17 protein-coding genes are annotated in these 16,331 nt (G+C 42.5%); all 17 read left to right on the top strand.

Features of this window, described 5'->3' with window-relative positions:
- The first annotated feature begins 14 nt into the window (after positions 1–14).
- The 17 genes from paaX (at position 15) to AB3351_RS19340 (ending at position 16,326) form a co-directional block, all read left to right on the top strand.
- The gene (gene paaX / locus AB3351_RS19420) at positions 15–842 is read left to right on the top strand and encodes a phenylacetic acid degradation operon negative regulatory protein PaaX (protein WP_371148816.1); all 828 of its coding nucleotides are present in this window, start codon (positions 15–17) and stop codon (positions 840–842) included.
- Positions 843–1,102: 260 nt separating this feature from the next.
- Positions 1,103–1,891 (top strand): enoyl-CoA hydratase-related protein, encoded by a 789-nt coding sequence (locus AB3351_RS19415; RefSeq protein WP_371148815.1) that lies wholly within the window; start codon positions 1,103–1,105, stop codon positions 1,889–1,891.
- A 16-nt stretch (positions 1,892–1,907) separates the two neighbouring features.
- A complete protein-coding gene (locus AB3351_RS19410; protein WP_371148814.1) occupies positions 1,908–3,239 on the top strand; it encodes a phenylacetate--CoA ligase family protein in 1,332 nt (443 codons plus the stop codon).
- A gap of 17 nt (positions 3,240–3,256) precedes the next feature.
- Positions 3,257–4,114: a 3-hydroxyacyl-CoA dehydrogenase family protein gene (locus AB3351_RS19405; protein WP_371148813.1), complete on the top strand. Its 858-nt coding sequence runs from the start codon at positions 3,257–3,259 to the stop codon at positions 4,112–4,114.
- Positions 4,104–4,850, top strand: coding sequence for a 3-hydroxyacyl-CoA dehydrogenase family protein (locus AB3351_RS19400; protein WP_371148812.1), 747 nt, complete (start codon positions 4,104–4,106; stop codon positions 4,848–4,850). Before AB3351_RS19405 ends, AB3351_RS19400 begins: the two co-directional genes overlap by 11 nt.
- Positions 4,847–6,049: a thiolase family protein gene (locus AB3351_RS19395; protein ID WP_371148811.1), complete on the top strand. Its 1,203-nt coding sequence runs from the start codon at positions 4,847–4,849 to the stop codon at positions 6,047–6,049. The genes AB3351_RS19400 and AB3351_RS19395 overlap by 4 nt, the downstream gene beginning before the upstream one ends.
- 16 nt (positions 6,050–6,065) lie before the next feature.
- A complete protein-coding gene (locus AB3351_RS19390; protein ID WP_371148810.1) occupies positions 6,066–7,283 on the top strand; it encodes a thiolase family protein in 1,218 nt (405 codons plus the stop codon).
- A gap of 31 nt (positions 7,284–7,314) precedes the next feature.
- Positions 7,315–8,193 (top strand): branched-chain amino acid ABC transporter permease, encoded by an 879-nt coding sequence (locus tag AB3351_RS19385; protein WP_371148809.1) that lies wholly within the window; start codon positions 7,315–7,317, stop codon positions 8,191–8,193.
- A 5-nt stretch (positions 8,194–8,198) separates the two neighbouring features.
- Positions 8,199–9,233, top strand: coding sequence for a branched-chain amino acid ABC transporter permease (locus tag AB3351_RS19380; protein WP_371148808.1), 1,035 nt, complete (start codon positions 8,199–8,201; stop codon positions 9,231–9,233).
- Positions 9,230–10,006 carry an ABC transporter ATP-binding protein gene (locus AB3351_RS19375; RefSeq protein WP_371148807.1) on the top strand — a complete coding sequence of 259 codons (777 nt, stop codon included), beginning with the start codon at positions 9,230–9,232 and terminating at the stop codon, positions 10,004–10,006. Before AB3351_RS19380 ends, AB3351_RS19375 begins: the two co-directional genes overlap by 4 nt.
- A 17-nt stretch (positions 10,007–10,023) precedes the next feature.
- Positions 10,024–10,764: an ABC transporter ATP-binding protein gene (locus AB3351_RS19370; RefSeq protein ID WP_371148806.1), complete on the top strand. Its 741-nt coding sequence runs from the start codon at positions 10,024–10,026 to the stop codon at positions 10,762–10,764.
- Positions 10,765–10,841: 77 nt separating this feature from the next.
- Entirely contained in the window at positions 10,842–12,035 is a 1,194-nt protein-coding gene (locus AB3351_RS19365; protein WP_371148805.1) for an ABC transporter substrate-binding protein, read from the top strand.
- Between the two features lie 133 nt (positions 12,036–12,168).
- Entirely contained in the window at positions 12,169–13,155 is a 987-nt protein-coding gene (paaA, locus tag AB3351_RS19360) for a 1,2-phenylacetyl-CoA epoxidase subunit PaaA (protein ID WP_371148804.1), read from the top strand.
- Positions 13,155–13,475: a 1,2-phenylacetyl-CoA epoxidase subunit B gene (locus AB3351_RS19355; protein WP_371148803.1), complete on the top strand. Its 321-nt coding sequence runs from the start codon at positions 13,155–13,157 to the stop codon at positions 13,473–13,475. The genes paaA and AB3351_RS19355 overlap by 1 nt, the downstream gene beginning before the upstream one ends.
- A 21-nt stretch (positions 13,476–13,496) precedes the next feature.
- Positions 13,497–14,324, top strand: coding sequence for a 1,2-phenylacetyl-CoA epoxidase subunit PaaC (paaC, locus tag AB3351_RS19350; protein WP_371148802.1), 828 nt, complete (start codon positions 13,497–13,499; stop codon positions 14,322–14,324).
- Between the two features lie 13 nt (positions 14,325–14,337).
- Positions 14,338–14,826, top strand: a complete 489-nt coding sequence (paaD, locus tag AB3351_RS19345) for a 1,2-phenylacetyl-CoA epoxidase subunit PaaD (protein ID WP_371148801.1) — start codon at positions 14,338–14,340, stop codon at positions 14,824–14,826.
- A gap of 57 nt (positions 14,827–14,883) precedes the next feature.
- Positions 14,884–16,326, top strand: coding sequence for an NAD-dependent succinate-semialdehyde dehydrogenase (locus tag AB3351_RS19340; protein WP_371148800.1), 1,443 nt, complete (start codon positions 14,884–14,886; stop codon positions 16,324–16,326).
- The last annotated feature ends 5 nt before the right edge of the window (positions 16,327–16,331 follow it).

Below are 16,331 nucleotides of genomic sequence, written 5' to 3'. Positions count from 1 at the left end.
AGTGGAAATCAACGGTGAAATCACAATCCATGCTTTTCACAATTTATGGAGAATATATTCGGCATTATGGCAATGAAATTTGGGTTGGTAGTTTAACACGTTTAATGAGTGAATTTGGTCTCACAGAACAGGCTATACGAGCCGCTATTTCCCGAATGATGAAGCAGGGATGGCTGGAATCGAGGAAAATTGGCAATCGTAGCTATTATAAAATGTCAACTCGAGGAAAAAAAAGGTTGGATGAAGCTGCAAAACGAATTTATAAAGAAGTAAGTGATGAATGGGATGGGAAATGGCGTATCGTATGCTATAACATTCCTGAAGAAAAAAGAGGGCTTCGCGACAAGCTTCGTAAAGAATTATCTTGGATGGGATTTGGCATGCTGGCTAATAGTACATGGATTAGTCCTCATAACTTGATAAATCGTGTTAAAGATATTAGTGAATTATATGATATTAATGAGCACATAGAGTTTTTTGATTGCGATCATTTTGGATGGAGTACACCAGAACAATTGGTTAAAAGATGCTGGGATTTAAATGAAATTAATGATAAATATCAAGAGTTTGTTAAAGAATATAGTCCGCGGTTTAATGAACTTAAACAAAGAATAGAAAATGCGGATAAGATTCAGGATAGTTATTGTTTTGTGGAAAAAACAATTCTTGTTCATGAATACCGCAAGTTTCTTTTTATCGATCCTAATCTTCCTGAAGTACTTCTTCCTGATTTTTGGGTAGGTAAAGAAGCCGATAGATTGTTCCGTAATTATTACCAACTATTAAACGAAGGAGCCATCCGATTTTTTCATGCGAATTTTGAAGTGGCCCCTGTTGACTAAATAGAAAATTGAAGATAATTATAACTGGAAAGTATACTTCCCTTTGTCAACATAAAGGAAAGTATACTTTTTTTATTGTGAGCGTAGAACATTTACAAGTCTTTTTTGTGGAATGGACTATATCTACCATATATAACAAAAAATATTTTTCTAAATAGTTTAAAAACATTGACTATATTTTCAGGATGATAATATAATGAATTTAATAATTACGTTAAAATAACGTTATATATTTTATTGTAATGAAAAGGGGGAGGATTATGGAGACAGGGGAGTCAATGTTGTTTGAAGCAAAAGGTCATATAGGCCTTATCACCTTACAATGTCCTGAACGCTTAAATGTATTAAATTATAACACGCTTTGTAGTCTTGATAAGGTGGTTGAAAAAATTCAGCAAAATCCAAAAGAAATCCGGACAGTTGTAATAACGGGAGAAGGACGAGCCTTTTCCGCGGGAGCCGACTTAAAGGAACGAAAAACATTAAATGAACAACAGGTACGACGCAATGTCGCTAAAATCAGAGATGTGTTTACTGCGATAGAGCGGCTGCCACAGCCGACGATTGCGGCGATAAACGGATATGCATTTGGTGGAGGATTTGAACTTGCGCTTGCCTGTGATTTTCGTTTTGCTGTACACGATGCCGTAATGGGGCTTACGGAGGTTAGTCAGGGGATTATCCCTGGAGCTGGGGGAACACAGCGGCTAACAAGGCTGGTTGGCCCTTCCATTTCTAAGGAATTAATCCTCACGGCACGCCGGATTTCGGCGCAGCAAGCGTGGGACTATCGTATTTTGAATGGCGTAGCAACCGACCAAAAAGAGCTAATGGAGAAATCATTTGCGCTTGCTGAAGAAATTGCCAACAATGCGCCGCGAGCCGTCTTTGAGGCAAAATATGCGATTAGTAAAGGAGCCAATACAGATATACAGACAGGAATCGATATAGAGACGAAGGCATACGAAGTAATTATTCCAACAAAAGACCGCTTAGAAGCGCTTGCTGCTTTTGAAGAAAAGCGCAAACCAATATTTACGGGAGAATAAAAAGGGGGATAAATGAATGATTTTTAATATAGAAATGGAAACGATTTCAAGGGATGAATTACATACTATTCAATTAAAGAGGTTACAACAAACTGTTAAAAACGCTTATGAAAAAGTCCCCTTTCATAAACAATCACTTGATCGGATGGGCGTCAAACCTGAAGATATTCAATCTCTTGATGATTTATCAAGGTTACCGTTTATGAAAAAAACCGATCTGCGGGAGAATTATCCCTTTAAGCTGTTTGCTGTTGATATGAAAGAAATAGTGCGTATCCACGGATCTTCTGGCACCAAAGGGAAGCCGACAATTGTTGGGTATACCAAAAATGATATTGAGAACTGGGCTGAAATGGTAGCTCGCGCTATTTGTGCGGCCGGAGGAAACCCTGGGGATATTTTTCATAATGCATATGGCTATGGTTTGTTTACTGGAGGAATTGGATTGCACTATGGAATTGAACGGATGGGAGCTGTTGCCGTTCCTGTTTCTGGAGGAAATACACCAAGACAGATTACACTAATTGAAGACTTTAAGCCACGGGGAATCTCAGGAACTCCTTCTTATATTCTGAATATTGTGGAAGAGATGGAGAGGATAGGCCTTAACCCTCGAGAAACCTCAGTGGAATATGGTATTTTTGGAGCTGAAGCCTGGTCGGAAGAAATGAGGGCGCAGCTAGAAGAGAGACTAAATATCAAAGCTATTGACATTTATGGATTAAGCGAAGTTATGGGACCGGGGATTTCTATTGAATGTTATGAGGCCCAAGATGGACTTCATATCGTAGAAGATCATTTTATTGCAGAGATTATCGATCCGGAAACAGGGGAAGTCTTACCATACGGACAGGAAGGAGAATTGGTATTTACTTCACTGACGAAGGAGGCATTTCCGGTTATTCGTTACCGTACGGGCGATTTATCTTCCTTGAATCCAGAGAAATGCAAATGCGGACGTACCACGATGCGCATGTCGCGTATTAAAGGACGTGTCGATGATATGTTGATTATTCGCGGTGTAAATGTATTCCCTATGGAAATCGAGTCGGTATTACTTAAATTTCCCGAGCTAGCTCCACATTATCAAGTAGTCATCAAAAAGGATGGGCCTCTTGATCGGTTTGAAGTACACGCCGAAGTTACTCGTGAATTTATGCGGCAGATTGGTCAGATAGAGGATCATGAGCAAGTTGCTTTGCTCGTTCGTCATATTAGTCATGAAATGAAGAATGCATTGGGTGTTTCAGTCGTACTTCGCATTCTCGAACCGAATAGCATCACCCGCACGGAAGGTAAGGCACTTCGAGTTGTGGACAACCGAAATGAGTCGCTTGTTACTAAATAAGAGGAGAGAATGAGTTCATGACATACTACCATACTGGTGTAGTCGGGGCAGGTACAATGGGAGCTGGCATTGCGCTTGTCTGTCTTCGCGCTGGTCACACAGTCTATTTGGCTGACACTAGTAAGCCTGCGTTAGAGAAAGCAAAAGAATATATAGAGAAAATGCTTGCTAAGGATGTAAGTAAGCAGAAGATAACAGAAGAAAAAAAGCAGAAGTTGCTTGAGGCTGCTTCATTTGTATCAGACATGTCAGAGCTTTGCGCCTGTGACATTGTTATTGAGGCTGTATCAGAAAGGCTGGAATTAAAAAAGTCAATTTTTGCATCATTAGTGAATCATTGTCGTCCTGATACATTACTGCTAACTAACACGTCGTCCTATTCGATTACTGAAATTGCAGCAGGCCTTTCGCACCCGGAACGAATTATAGGCTTCCATTTCTTTAATCCAGCTCCGGTAATGCCGCTCATAGAAGTAATCCGCGGAAAATATTCGGGGGATAGAGAAGTGAATAGGACCTGTTTGTTTGCAGAGCAGTTGGGCAAAGTCCCTGTTCTTGTGACTGATTCCCCTGGCTTTATCGTCAATCGAGTCGCCCGCCCTTACTATAATGAAGCGCTTCGTATTTATGGTGATAGAATCGCTAAGGTTGAACAAATCGACCGTATTATGACGCAAGCCGGAGGATTCAAGATGGGGCCGTTTGAACTTCAGGATATGATTGGCATCGATATAAACTATGCAACAACAGAATCCTTATATACGAACTTTTTCCATGAGAGCCGATTCAAGCCATCTCGGATTCAAAGACAGATGGTACAAGCGGGAGCATTAGGGCGAAAAACTAGAGAGGGGTTCTATTCTTATGACGAATAAGGTAATTCTCGTTGGTGAAGGATCTCTTTATATAGATTTTCGGGAAACGCTTGAACAGGCAGGATATGAAATCTATCAACCTGAAAATATGTTCTCCACTACCGGCGAAGTAGGAATGGCACTGGAGATTTTTAATCTAGATTTGAATAAAAAGAAGAAGGCAGTGCAAGAGCTTGATCATATGCTAGACAGCCGAGTGCCGATCCTAAGTTCGACGTTAGCTATCACAGCAACGGAGGCCGCTTCCTGGACCAAAAATCCAGAACGTGTTGTTGGTTTCGGTACATTAGCGCCGCTGTCTGAGCGGTTGTTAGTTGAAGTCGTCTCAGCACTTCAAACAGATGATATTTTTGTGCAAAAAGTATCTGAATTTTTTGGTAAGTTGAACAAAGAAGTTGAAATAGTAGAAGATGAAGCAGGGCTTGTGTTCCCTCGTATCCTCTCTCTTATTATTAATGAAGCTGCTTTTACAGCGATGGAAAAAACCGCTTCCTTACAGGATATTGATATCGCCATGAAAAAGGGAACGAATTATCCTTATGGACCTCTAGAATGGGCAGATCGTATTGGACTTGATGATGTATTGGCTGTAATCTATGGTCTGCATCGCGAGACGCGAGAGGAGCGTTATCGTCCGGCATCTCTTCTGCGTAAGCTTGTATTAGCAGGACGTACCGGAATACGTACCGGACGAGGCTTCTACCAGTATGAACAAGCAGGGGTAGTGAACCGATGAAATACGTCAGAAAAGAAGCATATATAGCAGCAGCTGTCCGCACACCGATTGGAAAATTAGGGGGCGGTTTGAAAGATATACCTAATGATGATTTATGCGCTACGGTTATAACGGAAGTGATAAGGCGTGCTGAAATCTCAGGTGAAGATATAGATAGCGTTATTATGGGCAACGTCATTTCCGCAGGACCTTTTATCAATATTGCGCGCGTAGGTTTATTGAAAGCCAAACTTCCGGAGAAAGTACCCGGGCTGACTGTTAACCGTGTCTGTGCATCGGGGTTAGAGGCCATCAACCTAGCCGCTCAATCGATTATGGGAGGACACGGGCAAGTAATTGTTGCAGGTGGTGTGGAAAATTTGACCCGCTCTCCATATATTCTTGAAAAGTTTACACAACCGTTTCAACGTGGTGGACAAACACTCATAGAATCTTTTGGTGGGCCTCGCTCTGCACCGGTCAATCTGTATGGTGATTTAACCATGGGAGAGACGGCAGAGAATGTAGCAGAAGTATTCAATATTAGCCGGGAGGAGCAGGATGCGTTTGCTTATGAAAGCCAACTGCGTGCCGTGCGTGCTATAGATAAAGGTTTTTTCACAGAGGAAATTGTTCCGGTTGTCGTTCCGCAGAAAAAAGGGGAGCCGCATATAGTACAAACTGATGAGCATCCAAGACGTGATGTCACACTTGAATCGCTTGCCCGACTTAAGCCCGCTTTTCGTCAAAATGGAAGCGTAACGGCAGGTAACTCATCAGGTATTAATGATGGAGCAGCAGCAGTAGTCGTGATGAGTAAAGAAGCAATCGAACGATATGGTGTTACGCCACTTGGAAAGATCGTTCACTTTACAAGTGTGGGAGTCGATCCTCGTATTATGGGAATGGGTCCAGTAGCGGCGATTCGCCAATTGTGTGCGGAGACGGGATTGAAGATCGAGGATATTGATCTGTTTGAAGTGAATGAAGCATTCGCCTCACAGGCGCTTGCGTGTATAAAAGAACTTGGAATTCCAAAGGAGCGTATCAATGTAAATGGAGGTGCTATAGCACTGGGTCATCCATTGGGTGCGAGCGGGGCGCGATTATTGAGTACCATCCTATATGAATTGCGCCGCCGCAAGAAAAAGTTGGGAATTGTTTCACTCTGCATCGGGGGCGGACAAGGACTAGCAACGCTGGTGGAAGCGTGGGAGTAGACAGGAGGAGATGGAGATGAAGAGAATACCGGTCATTGTAGATGCCATACGTACACCTATTGGCCGACACGGCGGTGCATTAAAAAGTGTCCGTCCTGATGATTTGGGTGCTAATGTTATACAGCATATTGTACAGCGCAGCAACCTCGACCCAGCAATAATTGACGATGTATATTTTGGATGTGCAAATCAAGCTGGAGAGGATAATCGAAATGTAGCCCGGATGTCGCTGCTACTGGCAGGTATACCCGTCAGTGTACCGGGGGTGACAGTGAACCGTCTGTGCGGCTCAGGACTAGAGGCAGTCAACCAAAGTGCAAACGCCATTATTGCTGGACGAGGGGATGTGTATATCGCAGGTGGAACAGAGAGCATGACCCGCTCACCGCTTGTAATGCTAAAGCCAGAGGCTGCATTTCAGCGTGGCAATCAGCAGATGTACGATACAATGCTTGGCTGGCGTATGGTAAATGATAAAATGGCGGCAGTTTATCCACCCATTAGTTTGGGGGAAACGGCAGAGAATGTTGCCAGTGAATATAACATAACTCGTGAGGAGCAAGATAACTTTGCTTATGAAAGTCAGCAGAAGTATGCTCACGCACTTGCACAAGGAAAATTTGCAGATGAAATTGTTCCTGTAGAGGTCCGGGATCGGAAAGGTAAAATTACCTTGATAGATACAGATGAACATCCAAGGCCTGAGACAACGAGGGAACAATTGAAAGGTCTCCCTACTCTATTTAAAAAGAACGGTACTGTAACGGCCGGTAATTCTTCCGGGATTAATGATGGGGCTGCGGCTTTATTAGTAATGGAAGAAGAAAAAGCGAAAGCACTAGGTTTTATACCTCGGGCGCGTATTATTGCATCGGCTGTTGCTGGCGTCGATCCTTCTATGATGGGTATCGGACCTGTACCTGCTACTCGCAAGGCGTTACAGCAGGTGGGGCTTACTATAGAAGATATTGACTTATTCGAATTCAATGAAGCATTTGCAGCTCAAGCAGTAGCAAGTGTACGAGAGCTTGGTGTCAATCCGGAACGTGTGAATGTAAACGGAGGTGCCATTGCGCTGGGGCATCCGCTAGGTGCAAGTGGAGCACGAATTTTGACCACGCTGTTATACGAGATGGAACGACGCGATGTACGTTATGGGCTAGCCTCTATGTGTATTGGGGTTGGTCAGGGAATTGCCACCATTATTGAACGAATCCGAGAAAAGAAAAGTTAATGAGTCATAGTAAAGAGAGAAGGAGACCATAATGGCTGAGTTAATGCAATATATTACAAATGGAATCGTTGGGGGAGGCATTTATGCGATTGTGGCAATTGGTTTTGTAACAATCTATAACGTAAGTAAAGTTATTAATATGGCGCAAGGAGAGTTTCTTATGTTGGGGGGCATGCTTACGGTTGCCTTACTGGGCCTGCATGTTCCATATGGATTGGCTTTTCTTATTGCTGTAGGTATTGTTGTCATAATTGGTATGGTGTTACAACGTTATGTTGTTAGATTTGCTCGAAATGCCAGCCCCATTAGCCTGATTATTTTAACGATAGGAGTGTCAACATTAATTCGAGGTATTGCCAGTATGATATGGGGTAAAGATGCCTTTGCACTTCCGCCTATCACTGGAAGTGAAGCCATTTCTATAAAAGGACTTTCGATTGCCGAGCAGAGTATTTGGATTATTCTCTCAGTTGTGGTCATACTCTTTTGCTTGTGGTATATGATGAATCGGACAATGATCGGTAAGAAGATTAATGCTTGTTCCATTAATATACTCGCTGCACGGCTTATGGGCATAAGCCCTGAAAAAATGGCACTTATTGCATTTTCGATTAGTGCAGGAACGGGGGCTATTGCAGGAATCATGATCGCACCGCTTAGTGTTACCTCTTACGATATTGGTGTGCTTCTTGGAATTAAAGGATTCTCAGCAGCAATTCTGGGAGGATTACAAAACCCCTTAGGAGTGACAATAGCCGGTTTTCTTATTGGTATGCTTGAATCACTTGGAGCGGGCTATATCAGTTCCGGTTTGAAAGACGCTATTGCTTTTTTAGTGATCATTGTTGTTCTTATTATAAAGCCGCATGGGTTATTTAGTGAACGAAATGTTGGAAAAGGAGGATTGTAGCATACATGATACTAAAAAAGTTAAAACTCCCTTTTCTATTGTATGCAGGGTTTGTTTGTATGTATCCTTTCCTCTTGTCCAGTGAGTATTATCATTCAGTTGGAACTATCGTTGGCTTGTATGCCATCGTTACCATAGGTCTGTGTCTTGTTATGGGACTCTCCGGGCAAATATCTCTTGGTCAAGCAGCATTCTGGGGTATTGGCGCTTATACATCAGCTATTCTTTCTGGAAAATACGGATTGCCAGTTGGCTTGTCATTGTTTTGTGCTGCGCTTGTTCCAGCGGCCGTTGCTTTTTTGATGGCGAGAGCCATTGCCGGCTTGCAAGGCTACTATCTAGCAATGGCTACGCTAGCAGTTGGTTATATTGTACAAATCCTTATTGTTGAGTGGGAACCTGTAACGGGAGGTGCCAGTGGAATTATTGGTATTCCTTCGATTCCGCTATTTGGTGAGAATGAGCTTTCTATGTATTACTTCGTATGGGGAATAGTTACCATTGTTCTTGTTTTCTCACTTAATATTTTACACTCACGAATTGGTAGGGCTTATCGCGCCATTCATAAAAGTGAAGTTGCCGCTACTTCGATGGGGGTACATGTACGCAGTTATAAATTGAGTGCTTTTATTATAAGTGGGTTATTTGCAGGCATCTCCGGAGGTTTATATGGACACTATGTAGGCATTCTTGACCCGCAGCCATTTGGACTGCATGAATCCATTAAATTTTTAACAATGGTAGTAATAGGTGGTATGGCAAGCATCTGGGGTGCCCTGGTGGGAACGGTGATTATTGTAGCAATTAGCGAAGTGCTAATTGTTCTAGGGGAGCACATCTCCGGTTTGCAAGGTGATGTAGATACGATTGTATTTGGGGCGATTCTTATTCTTTGCATTATTTTTATGCCTGAAGGGTTAGTACCACGTATTCAGCTTCTGCTAGAAAAGTTTATTGCCGGTAGAAAAAACAACCTGCAAAAACCAGGTGGAGCAGAAGAAATAAAAGAGCAGCAAGTACGAAAGGAAATGGGCGCATGAAACAACGATTGCTTCAGGTAGATAATGTTTCGCGTAGCTTTGGTGGTGTACGTGCGGTTAGCCATGTTTCGTTTGATATTTTTCCTGGTGAAATTGTGGCATTAATTGGACCCAATGGGGCAGGTAAAAGTACAGCACTAAATGTCATCTCCGGTGTTATTCCACCGTCTGAAGGTTCTATTTTGTTTCAAAATCGTCCCCTTCAGGATGTTCCAGGGCATCTTTATGCTGAAATGGGTATCGCGCGCACATTCCAAAATTTACAGACGTTTGATGATATGACAGTGCTTGAGAATGTAATGGTTGGATTGCATACACGTGCCAGGGCGGGGATTTTCTCCTGCGGTTTTAGGCTTCCTGGTGCTAGACGAGAAGAGAAGATGATGAGAGAAAAAGCGTTGGAGTTGCTTGAACAGGTAGGAATTGCTTCATTAGCCGATACCATGGCTGGAAGCTTGTCGTACGGTAAGCTTCGGCTAATGGAGATTGCTCGTGCTATAGGGACGAGTCCGCAGCTATTGCTTTTGGATGAGCCGGCAGCCGGACTAAATCATACTGAAACAGCGGAAATGAGCAGCATTTTTACACGTTTTCGTGAAGACGGCATTTCCCTTTTACTTGTTGAGCATGACATGGACATGATTATGAACGTGGCTGATCGAATTGTTGTACTTGATCAGGGTGAAAAAATTACAGAAGGTCTACCAGAAGATATTCAGAAAGACCCAAGGGTCATCGCAGCATACTTGGGGGAAGAAGCGGTAACTGCATAAATAAAAGGGGGAGAGGCATGACTGTGCCAGTCGTTCTTGAAGTAGAAAACATGATAGCAAAATATGGTCCCATTCAAGTGCTTCATGATATTAACATGCGTGTTAATGAAGCGGAAATTGTATCCTTGCTTGGATCAAACGGGGCGGGGAAAACGACACTACTCAACTGTATCTGTGGCTTACACCAGAGAAAGCAGGGAGTAGTAAAACTATTTGGACAAGATGTGTCTTCTGTTCCGGCAGAGAAGATGATAAGCAAAGGAATGGCACATGTACCCGAAAGACGACAGATTTTCTCTACGTTAACTGTAGAAGACAATCTTTGGCTTGGTGCCTCATACCGGGTTCATCATGTTGGGAAAAAAGAAATTAAAAAAGAGATTGAAGATGTATATAGGAGATTTCCCATTCTCGGGGAGAGAAAGTGGCAGATGGGAGGAACACTTTCGGGTGGACAGCAACAGATGCTTGCCATCGGGCGTGCTCTTCTATCACGTCCTAAGCTGCTCTTATTAGATGAACCGTCATTGGGTCTTGCCCCGCTTATTGCAAAAGAGATTTTACAAATCGTTCAAGAGATTCGTAACGAGTGGGGGACAACTATTCTGCTTGTAGAGCAGAACGCTGTTGCAGCATTAGCTGTATCTGATCGAGCGTATGTTCTGCATACAGGTGAAGTGATGTTAGAAGGAACAGCGGCGGAAGTGGTGAGCGACCCACGTGTCCAATCCGCATACCTAGGACAGAAACATGCGTAATAAGAGGGTTATCCAGCGGGCATGTACCCGCAGGCTTACTACTAAATTGTATGAATAGATACAAAGGGGGAAGGGAAATGAGTAAAGGAATGACGAGGGTTCTGTCTCTAATCTGTATGGCGGCGCTGCTTCTTCTCAGTGCCTGTGGGCAGGAGAGTAAGCAAGCACAGGGAGAGGCAAAATCAGGTGCACCGGAGAATTCGGCAGAGACAATAAAAGTAGGGGCTGTCTTTTCGCTTACAGGACCGAATAGCCCGCTTGGCATGCCAGAAAAGCAGGCAGTTGAATTGCTGGCAAAAAAAATTAATGAAAATGGCGGGGTAAACGGCAAAAAAATTGAAATGAAAATTGAAGATGATAAGTCAGATAATACAGAAGCCGTAAAGGCAGTTAAGAAGCTGGCGAAAACGGATGGGGTATTGGCTGTGCTGGGTTCCTCAGGCAGCGGTCCATCTCTTGGTATGGCAAAGTTTGCAGAAGATGAAAAACTGCCGATGATTTCGATGGCAGCAGCTGATGAAATCACAAATCCTGTGCGTGCGGGTATTTTTAAAACGCCACATACGGATATTCATGGTACAAAGCGTATTTACACTTTCCTAAAAGAGAAGAACATGACAAGCATTGCTGTACTTTATGATAGCAATCCTTATGGCAGCGGATGGGCAAAACAGTTAAAAGCATTTGCATCAGAATATGGAATTACCATTGTCGCAGAAGAGAAATATGGTACGAAAGACAATTCCATGAGTACACAGCTGACGAAGATTAAGGGTAGCGGTGCATCCGCTCTGATTATTGCAGGTACAAACCCAGGTCCTTCTACCATTGTAAAAGAAGCTAAACAGCTAGGATTAACGATTCCGATCATTAGCAGTCATGGCAGTGCTAATAATAAGTTTATTGAATTGGCTGGTGAAGCGGCAGAAGGAGTATATATGCTGGCTGGTAAACTGCTTGTGCCGGATCAATTGAAAGCAGAAGATCCGCAGACGAAAGTGATTAAGGAATTTGTCGAAGCATATAAAAAAGAATATAACAGTATACCGGATGGTTTTGCAGGATATGCGTATGACGGCCTTAATATTTTAGCGGAAGGTTTAAAGGCGACCAATGGAGATGCCTCTAAACTTAACGACGCTTTACGCTCGCTTAAGCATGTTGGAGTTACTGGTGAATTTGTCTTTAGTGAAAAAGATCATAACGGCCTAAGTGAAACGAGTATGGTTATCCTACAAGTGAAAGACGGAAAATTTCAGTTGGTTCCATAAGCCTGAAAAGGGGAGTTTCTCCCCTTTTTATTTTTGAATAATGACAGAAAATTCTTTTTTTAGATTGTTATATATATGACGATATGTTAATATAACGTTATAAAAGCGTAATATAATTTTGAGGAGGATTAGGATGCCGGACCAATTAGCTCTTTATGAAAAAAGTGAGGTCGAAAAATTAGAGGAATTCACGGCTCTTATTGAGCGTGGAGAAAAAATTGAAGCAGATGACTGGATGCCTGAAGATTATCGGGAACAATTAATTAAACTTATCGCTATGCATGGTATAAGTGAAATCATGGGGGCATTTCCAGAAAAAGAATGGGTTCCGAAAACGCCGACGTTAAAAAGAAAGCTTTCATTAATGGCTAAGGTGCAGGATGAAGTTGGACATGGACAGCTCCTTCTTCGTGTTGCTGAAGACTTGATGAAACCGATTGGAAAGACAAGAGAAGATATATTACAGGACTTGTATGCTGGGCGTTTAAAGTTTCATAATGTGTTTCATATGCCAGCACTTAGCTGGGCTGATGCTGCACTCATTGGCTGGCTTGTGGATGGGGCTGCTATTGTTACGCAAAAAATGCTGGCACAAACCTCCTATGCTCCATATGCGCGTGCACTTAAGAGGATTATTTTAGAAGAACGCTTTCATGCTTATCATGGAGAAGATATGGTTATTGCCCTGGGGGATGGAACTGAACAGCAGCGTGAAATGATACAGGATGCGCTTAACCGTTGGTGGCCTGCGTTGATGATGTTCTTTGGCCCGCCAGAAACCGAAAAAATTAAGAGCAATCAAACAGTAAACATCCGCTATAGAATTAGAAGCAAGACAAATGAAGAGTTAAGACAAGAATTTATCGGAAAATATGTTCCGCAAATCCGTGCGCTTGGACTTAAGGTTCCGGACGATAATATTTATTACGATGAGGAGAAGCAGCGATGGGTATATACCCATCCAGACTACAACTATCTAAAAGACGTGATTGGAAAAAATCAAGGCCCGCGCTCACAAAACCGTCTGAATTTGCGGAGAATCGGTTTTGAAAATAATGTATGGGTTAGAGAGGCCTTGCTTCACAAACAAAAAGCGGCTAATGAAAGTGGGTGTAATTGATGAACCAGCATAACACCAAGGACTATGATGTATATGAAGTGTTTAGCCAAAAAGATTTGGTCTCAAAATTTGAGAGCCAATTTAGCCTTTTAGCGCCAACTCCTGAAATCGCTTTAAGTATGGCACAGGAAAACTTCATGCGCAGAGAAGAAGTGCCATCTAACATCTTTGTTGTAAAGAGAGAAAACATTCATACAATATCACCGGAAAAACGCCATACTCTTCAACGGATTGACAATAAAGAGTATCGTCAGCCATCTCATTACGGATACATTCCGTCGCGCTGGAGAGAACTCGAACAAAAGAATACATCTTTATAATGGAGAAGGAGGAGCTAGACAGTGGGAAAAAAATACAATACACCAGAAGAAGCAAAGCAAGATCAGCAATTTCACCAAGCACTCGTAGAGCTGATTTATCAATTGGCTGATGATGATTTGCTGATCAGCCATCGTGGTTCTGAATGGCTTGGTTTATGTCCACATATTGAAGAAGACGTAGCATTCTCTTCTATTACACAGGATACAATGGGGCATTCAGCTATGTATTATCAAATGTTAGAAGAACTAGGCGTTGGGAAAGCAGATGATCTTGCTCATTTAAGAAATCCGGAAGAATATAAGAACGCAATTTTTGTTGAGCGTGTGAATGGTCAAGGAGATTATAAGGAGAATCCAGATTACGATTGGGGCTATGCGATTATCCGTAATTATGCGTATGAAGTATTCAAGAAAATTCGACTTGATGCTCTTGAACAGTGTTCGTATGTTCCGCTTGCAGATATCGCCAAAAAAATAAAAAGAGAACAGTTCTATCATTTGTATCATTGGGAAATCTGGATTGATCAGTTGTCACATAGCACCGATGAAGCACAAATGCGTTTGGATGCAGCAATTAAAAAAACATGGGAAGATATAGGCTCCTTGCTTGATTTAGGGCCGAAAGCTAAAGAGTTTGTTCAATTTGGTTTGCTATCATCCGAAGAAGTTCTGCGGGAAACATTTATGAGCGTAATGAAAGAAAAACTGGAAAGTTATGATCTATTCTGGCCAGGTGAACCCCTTTCGATGGCCGAAACCGGAAGGGATGGACAGCATACTACTGCGTTCGTAGATGCTCTTAACGAGTTAAGTGAGGTTTATAAGCTTGCGCCACAGGCTAGGTGGTAAAAGGGGGAGCAAGATGCAAGACGTTTGTACATCTCTTGAACAAAAGGTATGGAATAAACTGCAGGAGGTCACAGACCCTGAAATGACTTCTGTTAGTTTGATTGAGATGGGAATGATTGAAGATGTTCAGGTGCAAGATGGCAGCGTTGCTGTCAAGTTGCTGCCGACATATGTAGGCTGTCCTGCGCTCAATATGATAGAAAACGATATTATTACATCTGTATCTACAATTAGTGAGATTCACGAAGTGAAGGTCATTCTCATAAAAAATCCGATTTGGACTTCTGACCGGATTACGGCAGAAGGAAGAGAAAAGTTAAAAGAACTCGGCATCGCCCCTCCGCCACTTGAATCGAAGCAGGAAGGCACCTGGGAAGTTGAGTGTCCGTATTGTAATTCGCCCCGCGTAGTAATTGATAATATATTCGGACCGACAGCGTGCCGCAGCATCTTTTATTGTAATAAATGCAAAAATCCATTTGAAGCGATTAAGCCAGTATAGAACAGTATAACTAGAAAAAAAGAATTTTCAGTATTACTTGGAGGAGAATTATACAATATGACAGATAGCAAAAAAATGTATATCAACGGTGAGTGGGTAGAGGCAGAAAGTGAAGAGACCTACGAAGTTATGAATCCTGCAACAGGTGAATTAATCGGCACTGCCAGCTTTGGGGATGGACGTGATGCCAAGAAGGCAATTGCCGCGGCAGATGCAGCATTTAAAGGCTGGTCTCAACTAACAGCGAGAGAACGATCTAAATATTTGAGTAATCTCGCTGAACTTGTTCGTAATCATCGCGATGAATTGGCTGGTATTATTTCTGCTGAGATGGGTAAGCCCTTGCGCGAGGCAAAGGGTGAAGTGCTAGGCGCTGTAGATAACTTTATGTGGTATGCGGAAGAAGCAAAAAGAATTTATGGAGAGACTGTACCGTCCTCTCTTCCTAATAAGCGAATTATGGTAACAAAACATCCTGTGGGAGTTGTTGCTGCTATTACTCCTTGGAATTTCCCTGTAAATATGGTGGTGCGTAAGATTGCCCCCGCGCTTGCAGCCGGATGTACGATTGTATTGAAACCGGCAGAGAGTACGCCGCTTAGCGCAATTCGCTTGTTTGAACTAATTGAGCAGGCAGGTTTTCCAAAAGGAACGGTAAATCTTGTAATCGGAAATCCTGAGTCCATTGGTAAAGAGTTTATAGATAATAAAAAAGTGCGCAAGATTGCCTTTACCGGTTCTACCCGCGTAGGGAAGCTATTAATGGAAGGCGCGGCAAAGACAGTGAAACGAGTTAGTCTTGAATTAGGCGGACATGCTCCATTCATTGTTTTCGAGGATGCAAATCTTGATGATGCAGTAGTGGGTTTATTTGAAAGCAAATTCCGCAATTCCGGCCAGATGTGTATTTGTACCAATAGATTGTACGTTCATGAGTCTGTTGCAAATGAATTTACTGACAAGCTGGTTGAAAGATTGAAGAAAGTGAAAATTGGGGATGGAAGAAATAAGGATACGGAAATCGGTCCGCTAGTGAATGAAAATGGATTGAACAAAGTATTGGAGCACATTCAGGATGCCGAGGAAAAGGGCGGAAAAATCATATATGGTGGAAAACGCTTAACAGATGGCGAGTACAGTCAGGGATTTTATTGTGAACCCACTGTTATTGCTGAGGCAACACCTGAGATGAAGATTTACACGGAAGAAACTTTCGGACCCGTTGTTCCGATCATCACATTTAAAGAGGAAGCAGAAGTTATAGAGCTGGCAAATGATACGCAATATGGATTAGCAGCTTATGTTTATACACAGAATAATAGCCGCTGCTTTAGAATGTCAGAAGTGCTTGAATACGGAATTATAGGCATTAATGATGGGGCTCCTACTCAAACTCAGGCACCATTTGGAGGATTTAAAGAGAGTGGAATCGGACGAGAAGGCGGCCGTTATGCAGTAGAAGAATTTTTAGAAACAAAATTCGTATCTATTGGCATTTAATTCAA

Source organism: Aneurinibacillus sp. REN35 (assembly GCF_041379945.2).
Lineage (GTDB): Bacteria > Bacillota > Bacilli > Aneurinibacillales > Aneurinibacillaceae > Aneurinibacillus.
This window is presented reverse-complemented; position numbering and strand designations above follow the sequence as displayed.

What these genes read in the sequence shown, in the direction of transcription:
- AB3351_RS19415 (WP_371148815.1), top strand. Translation starts at nt 1,103, where the DNA reads ATGGAGACAGGGGAGTCAATGTTGTTTGAAGCAAAAGGTCATATAGGC.
- AB3351_RS19410 (WP_371148814.1), top strand. Translation starts at nt 1,908, where the DNA reads ATGATTTTTAATATAGAAATGGAAACGATTTCAAGGGATGAATTACAT.
- AB3351_RS19405 (WP_371148813.1), top strand. Translation starts at nt 3,257, where the DNA reads ATGACATACTACCATACTGGTGTAGTCGGGGCAGGTACAATGGGAGCT.
- AB3351_RS19400 (WP_371148812.1), top strand. Translation starts at nt 4,104, where the DNA reads ATGACGAATAAGGTAATTCTCGTTGGTGAAGGATCTCTTTATATAGAT.
- AB3351_RS19395 (WP_371148811.1), top strand. Translation starts at nt 4,847, where the DNA reads ATGAAATACGTCAGAAAAGAAGCATATATAGCAGCAGCTGTCCGCACA.
- AB3351_RS19390 (WP_371148810.1), top strand. Translation starts at nt 6,066, where the DNA reads ATGAAGAGAATACCGGTCATTGTAGATGCCATACGTACACCTATTGGC.
- AB3351_RS19385 (WP_371148809.1), top strand. Translation starts at nt 7,315, where the DNA reads ATGGCTGAGTTAATGCAATATATTACAAATGGAATCGTTGGGGGAGGC.
- AB3351_RS19380 (WP_371148808.1), top strand. Translation starts at nt 8,199, where the DNA reads ATGATACTAAAAAAGTTAAAACTCCCTTTTCTATTGTATGCAGGGTTT.
- AB3351_RS19375 (WP_371148807.1), top strand. Translation starts at nt 9,230, where the DNA reads ATGAAACAACGATTGCTTCAGGTAGATAATGTTTCGCGTAGCTTTGGT.
- AB3351_RS19370 (WP_371148806.1), top strand. Translation starts at nt 10,024, where the DNA reads ATGACTGTGCCAGTCGTTCTTGAAGTAGAAAACATGATAGCAAAATAT.
- AB3351_RS19365 (WP_371148805.1), top strand. Translation starts at nt 10,842, where the DNA reads ATGAGTAAAGGAATGACGAGGGTTCTGTCTCTAATCTGTATGGCGGCG.
- paaA (WP_371148804.1), top strand. Translation starts at nt 12,169, where the DNA reads ATGCCGGACCAATTAGCTCTTTATGAAAAAAGTGAGGTCGAAAAATTA.
- AB3351_RS19355 (WP_371148803.1), top strand. Translation starts at nt 13,155, where the DNA reads ATGAACCAGCATAACACCAAGGACTATGATGTATATGAAGTGTTTAGC.
- paaD (WP_371148801.1), top strand. Translation starts at nt 14,338, where the DNA reads ATGCAAGACGTTTGTACATCTCTTGAACAAAAGGTATGGAATAAACTG.
- AB3351_RS19340 (WP_371148800.1), top strand. Translation starts at nt 14,884, where the DNA reads ATGACAGATAGCAAAAAAATGTATATCAACGGTGAGTGGGTAGAGGCA.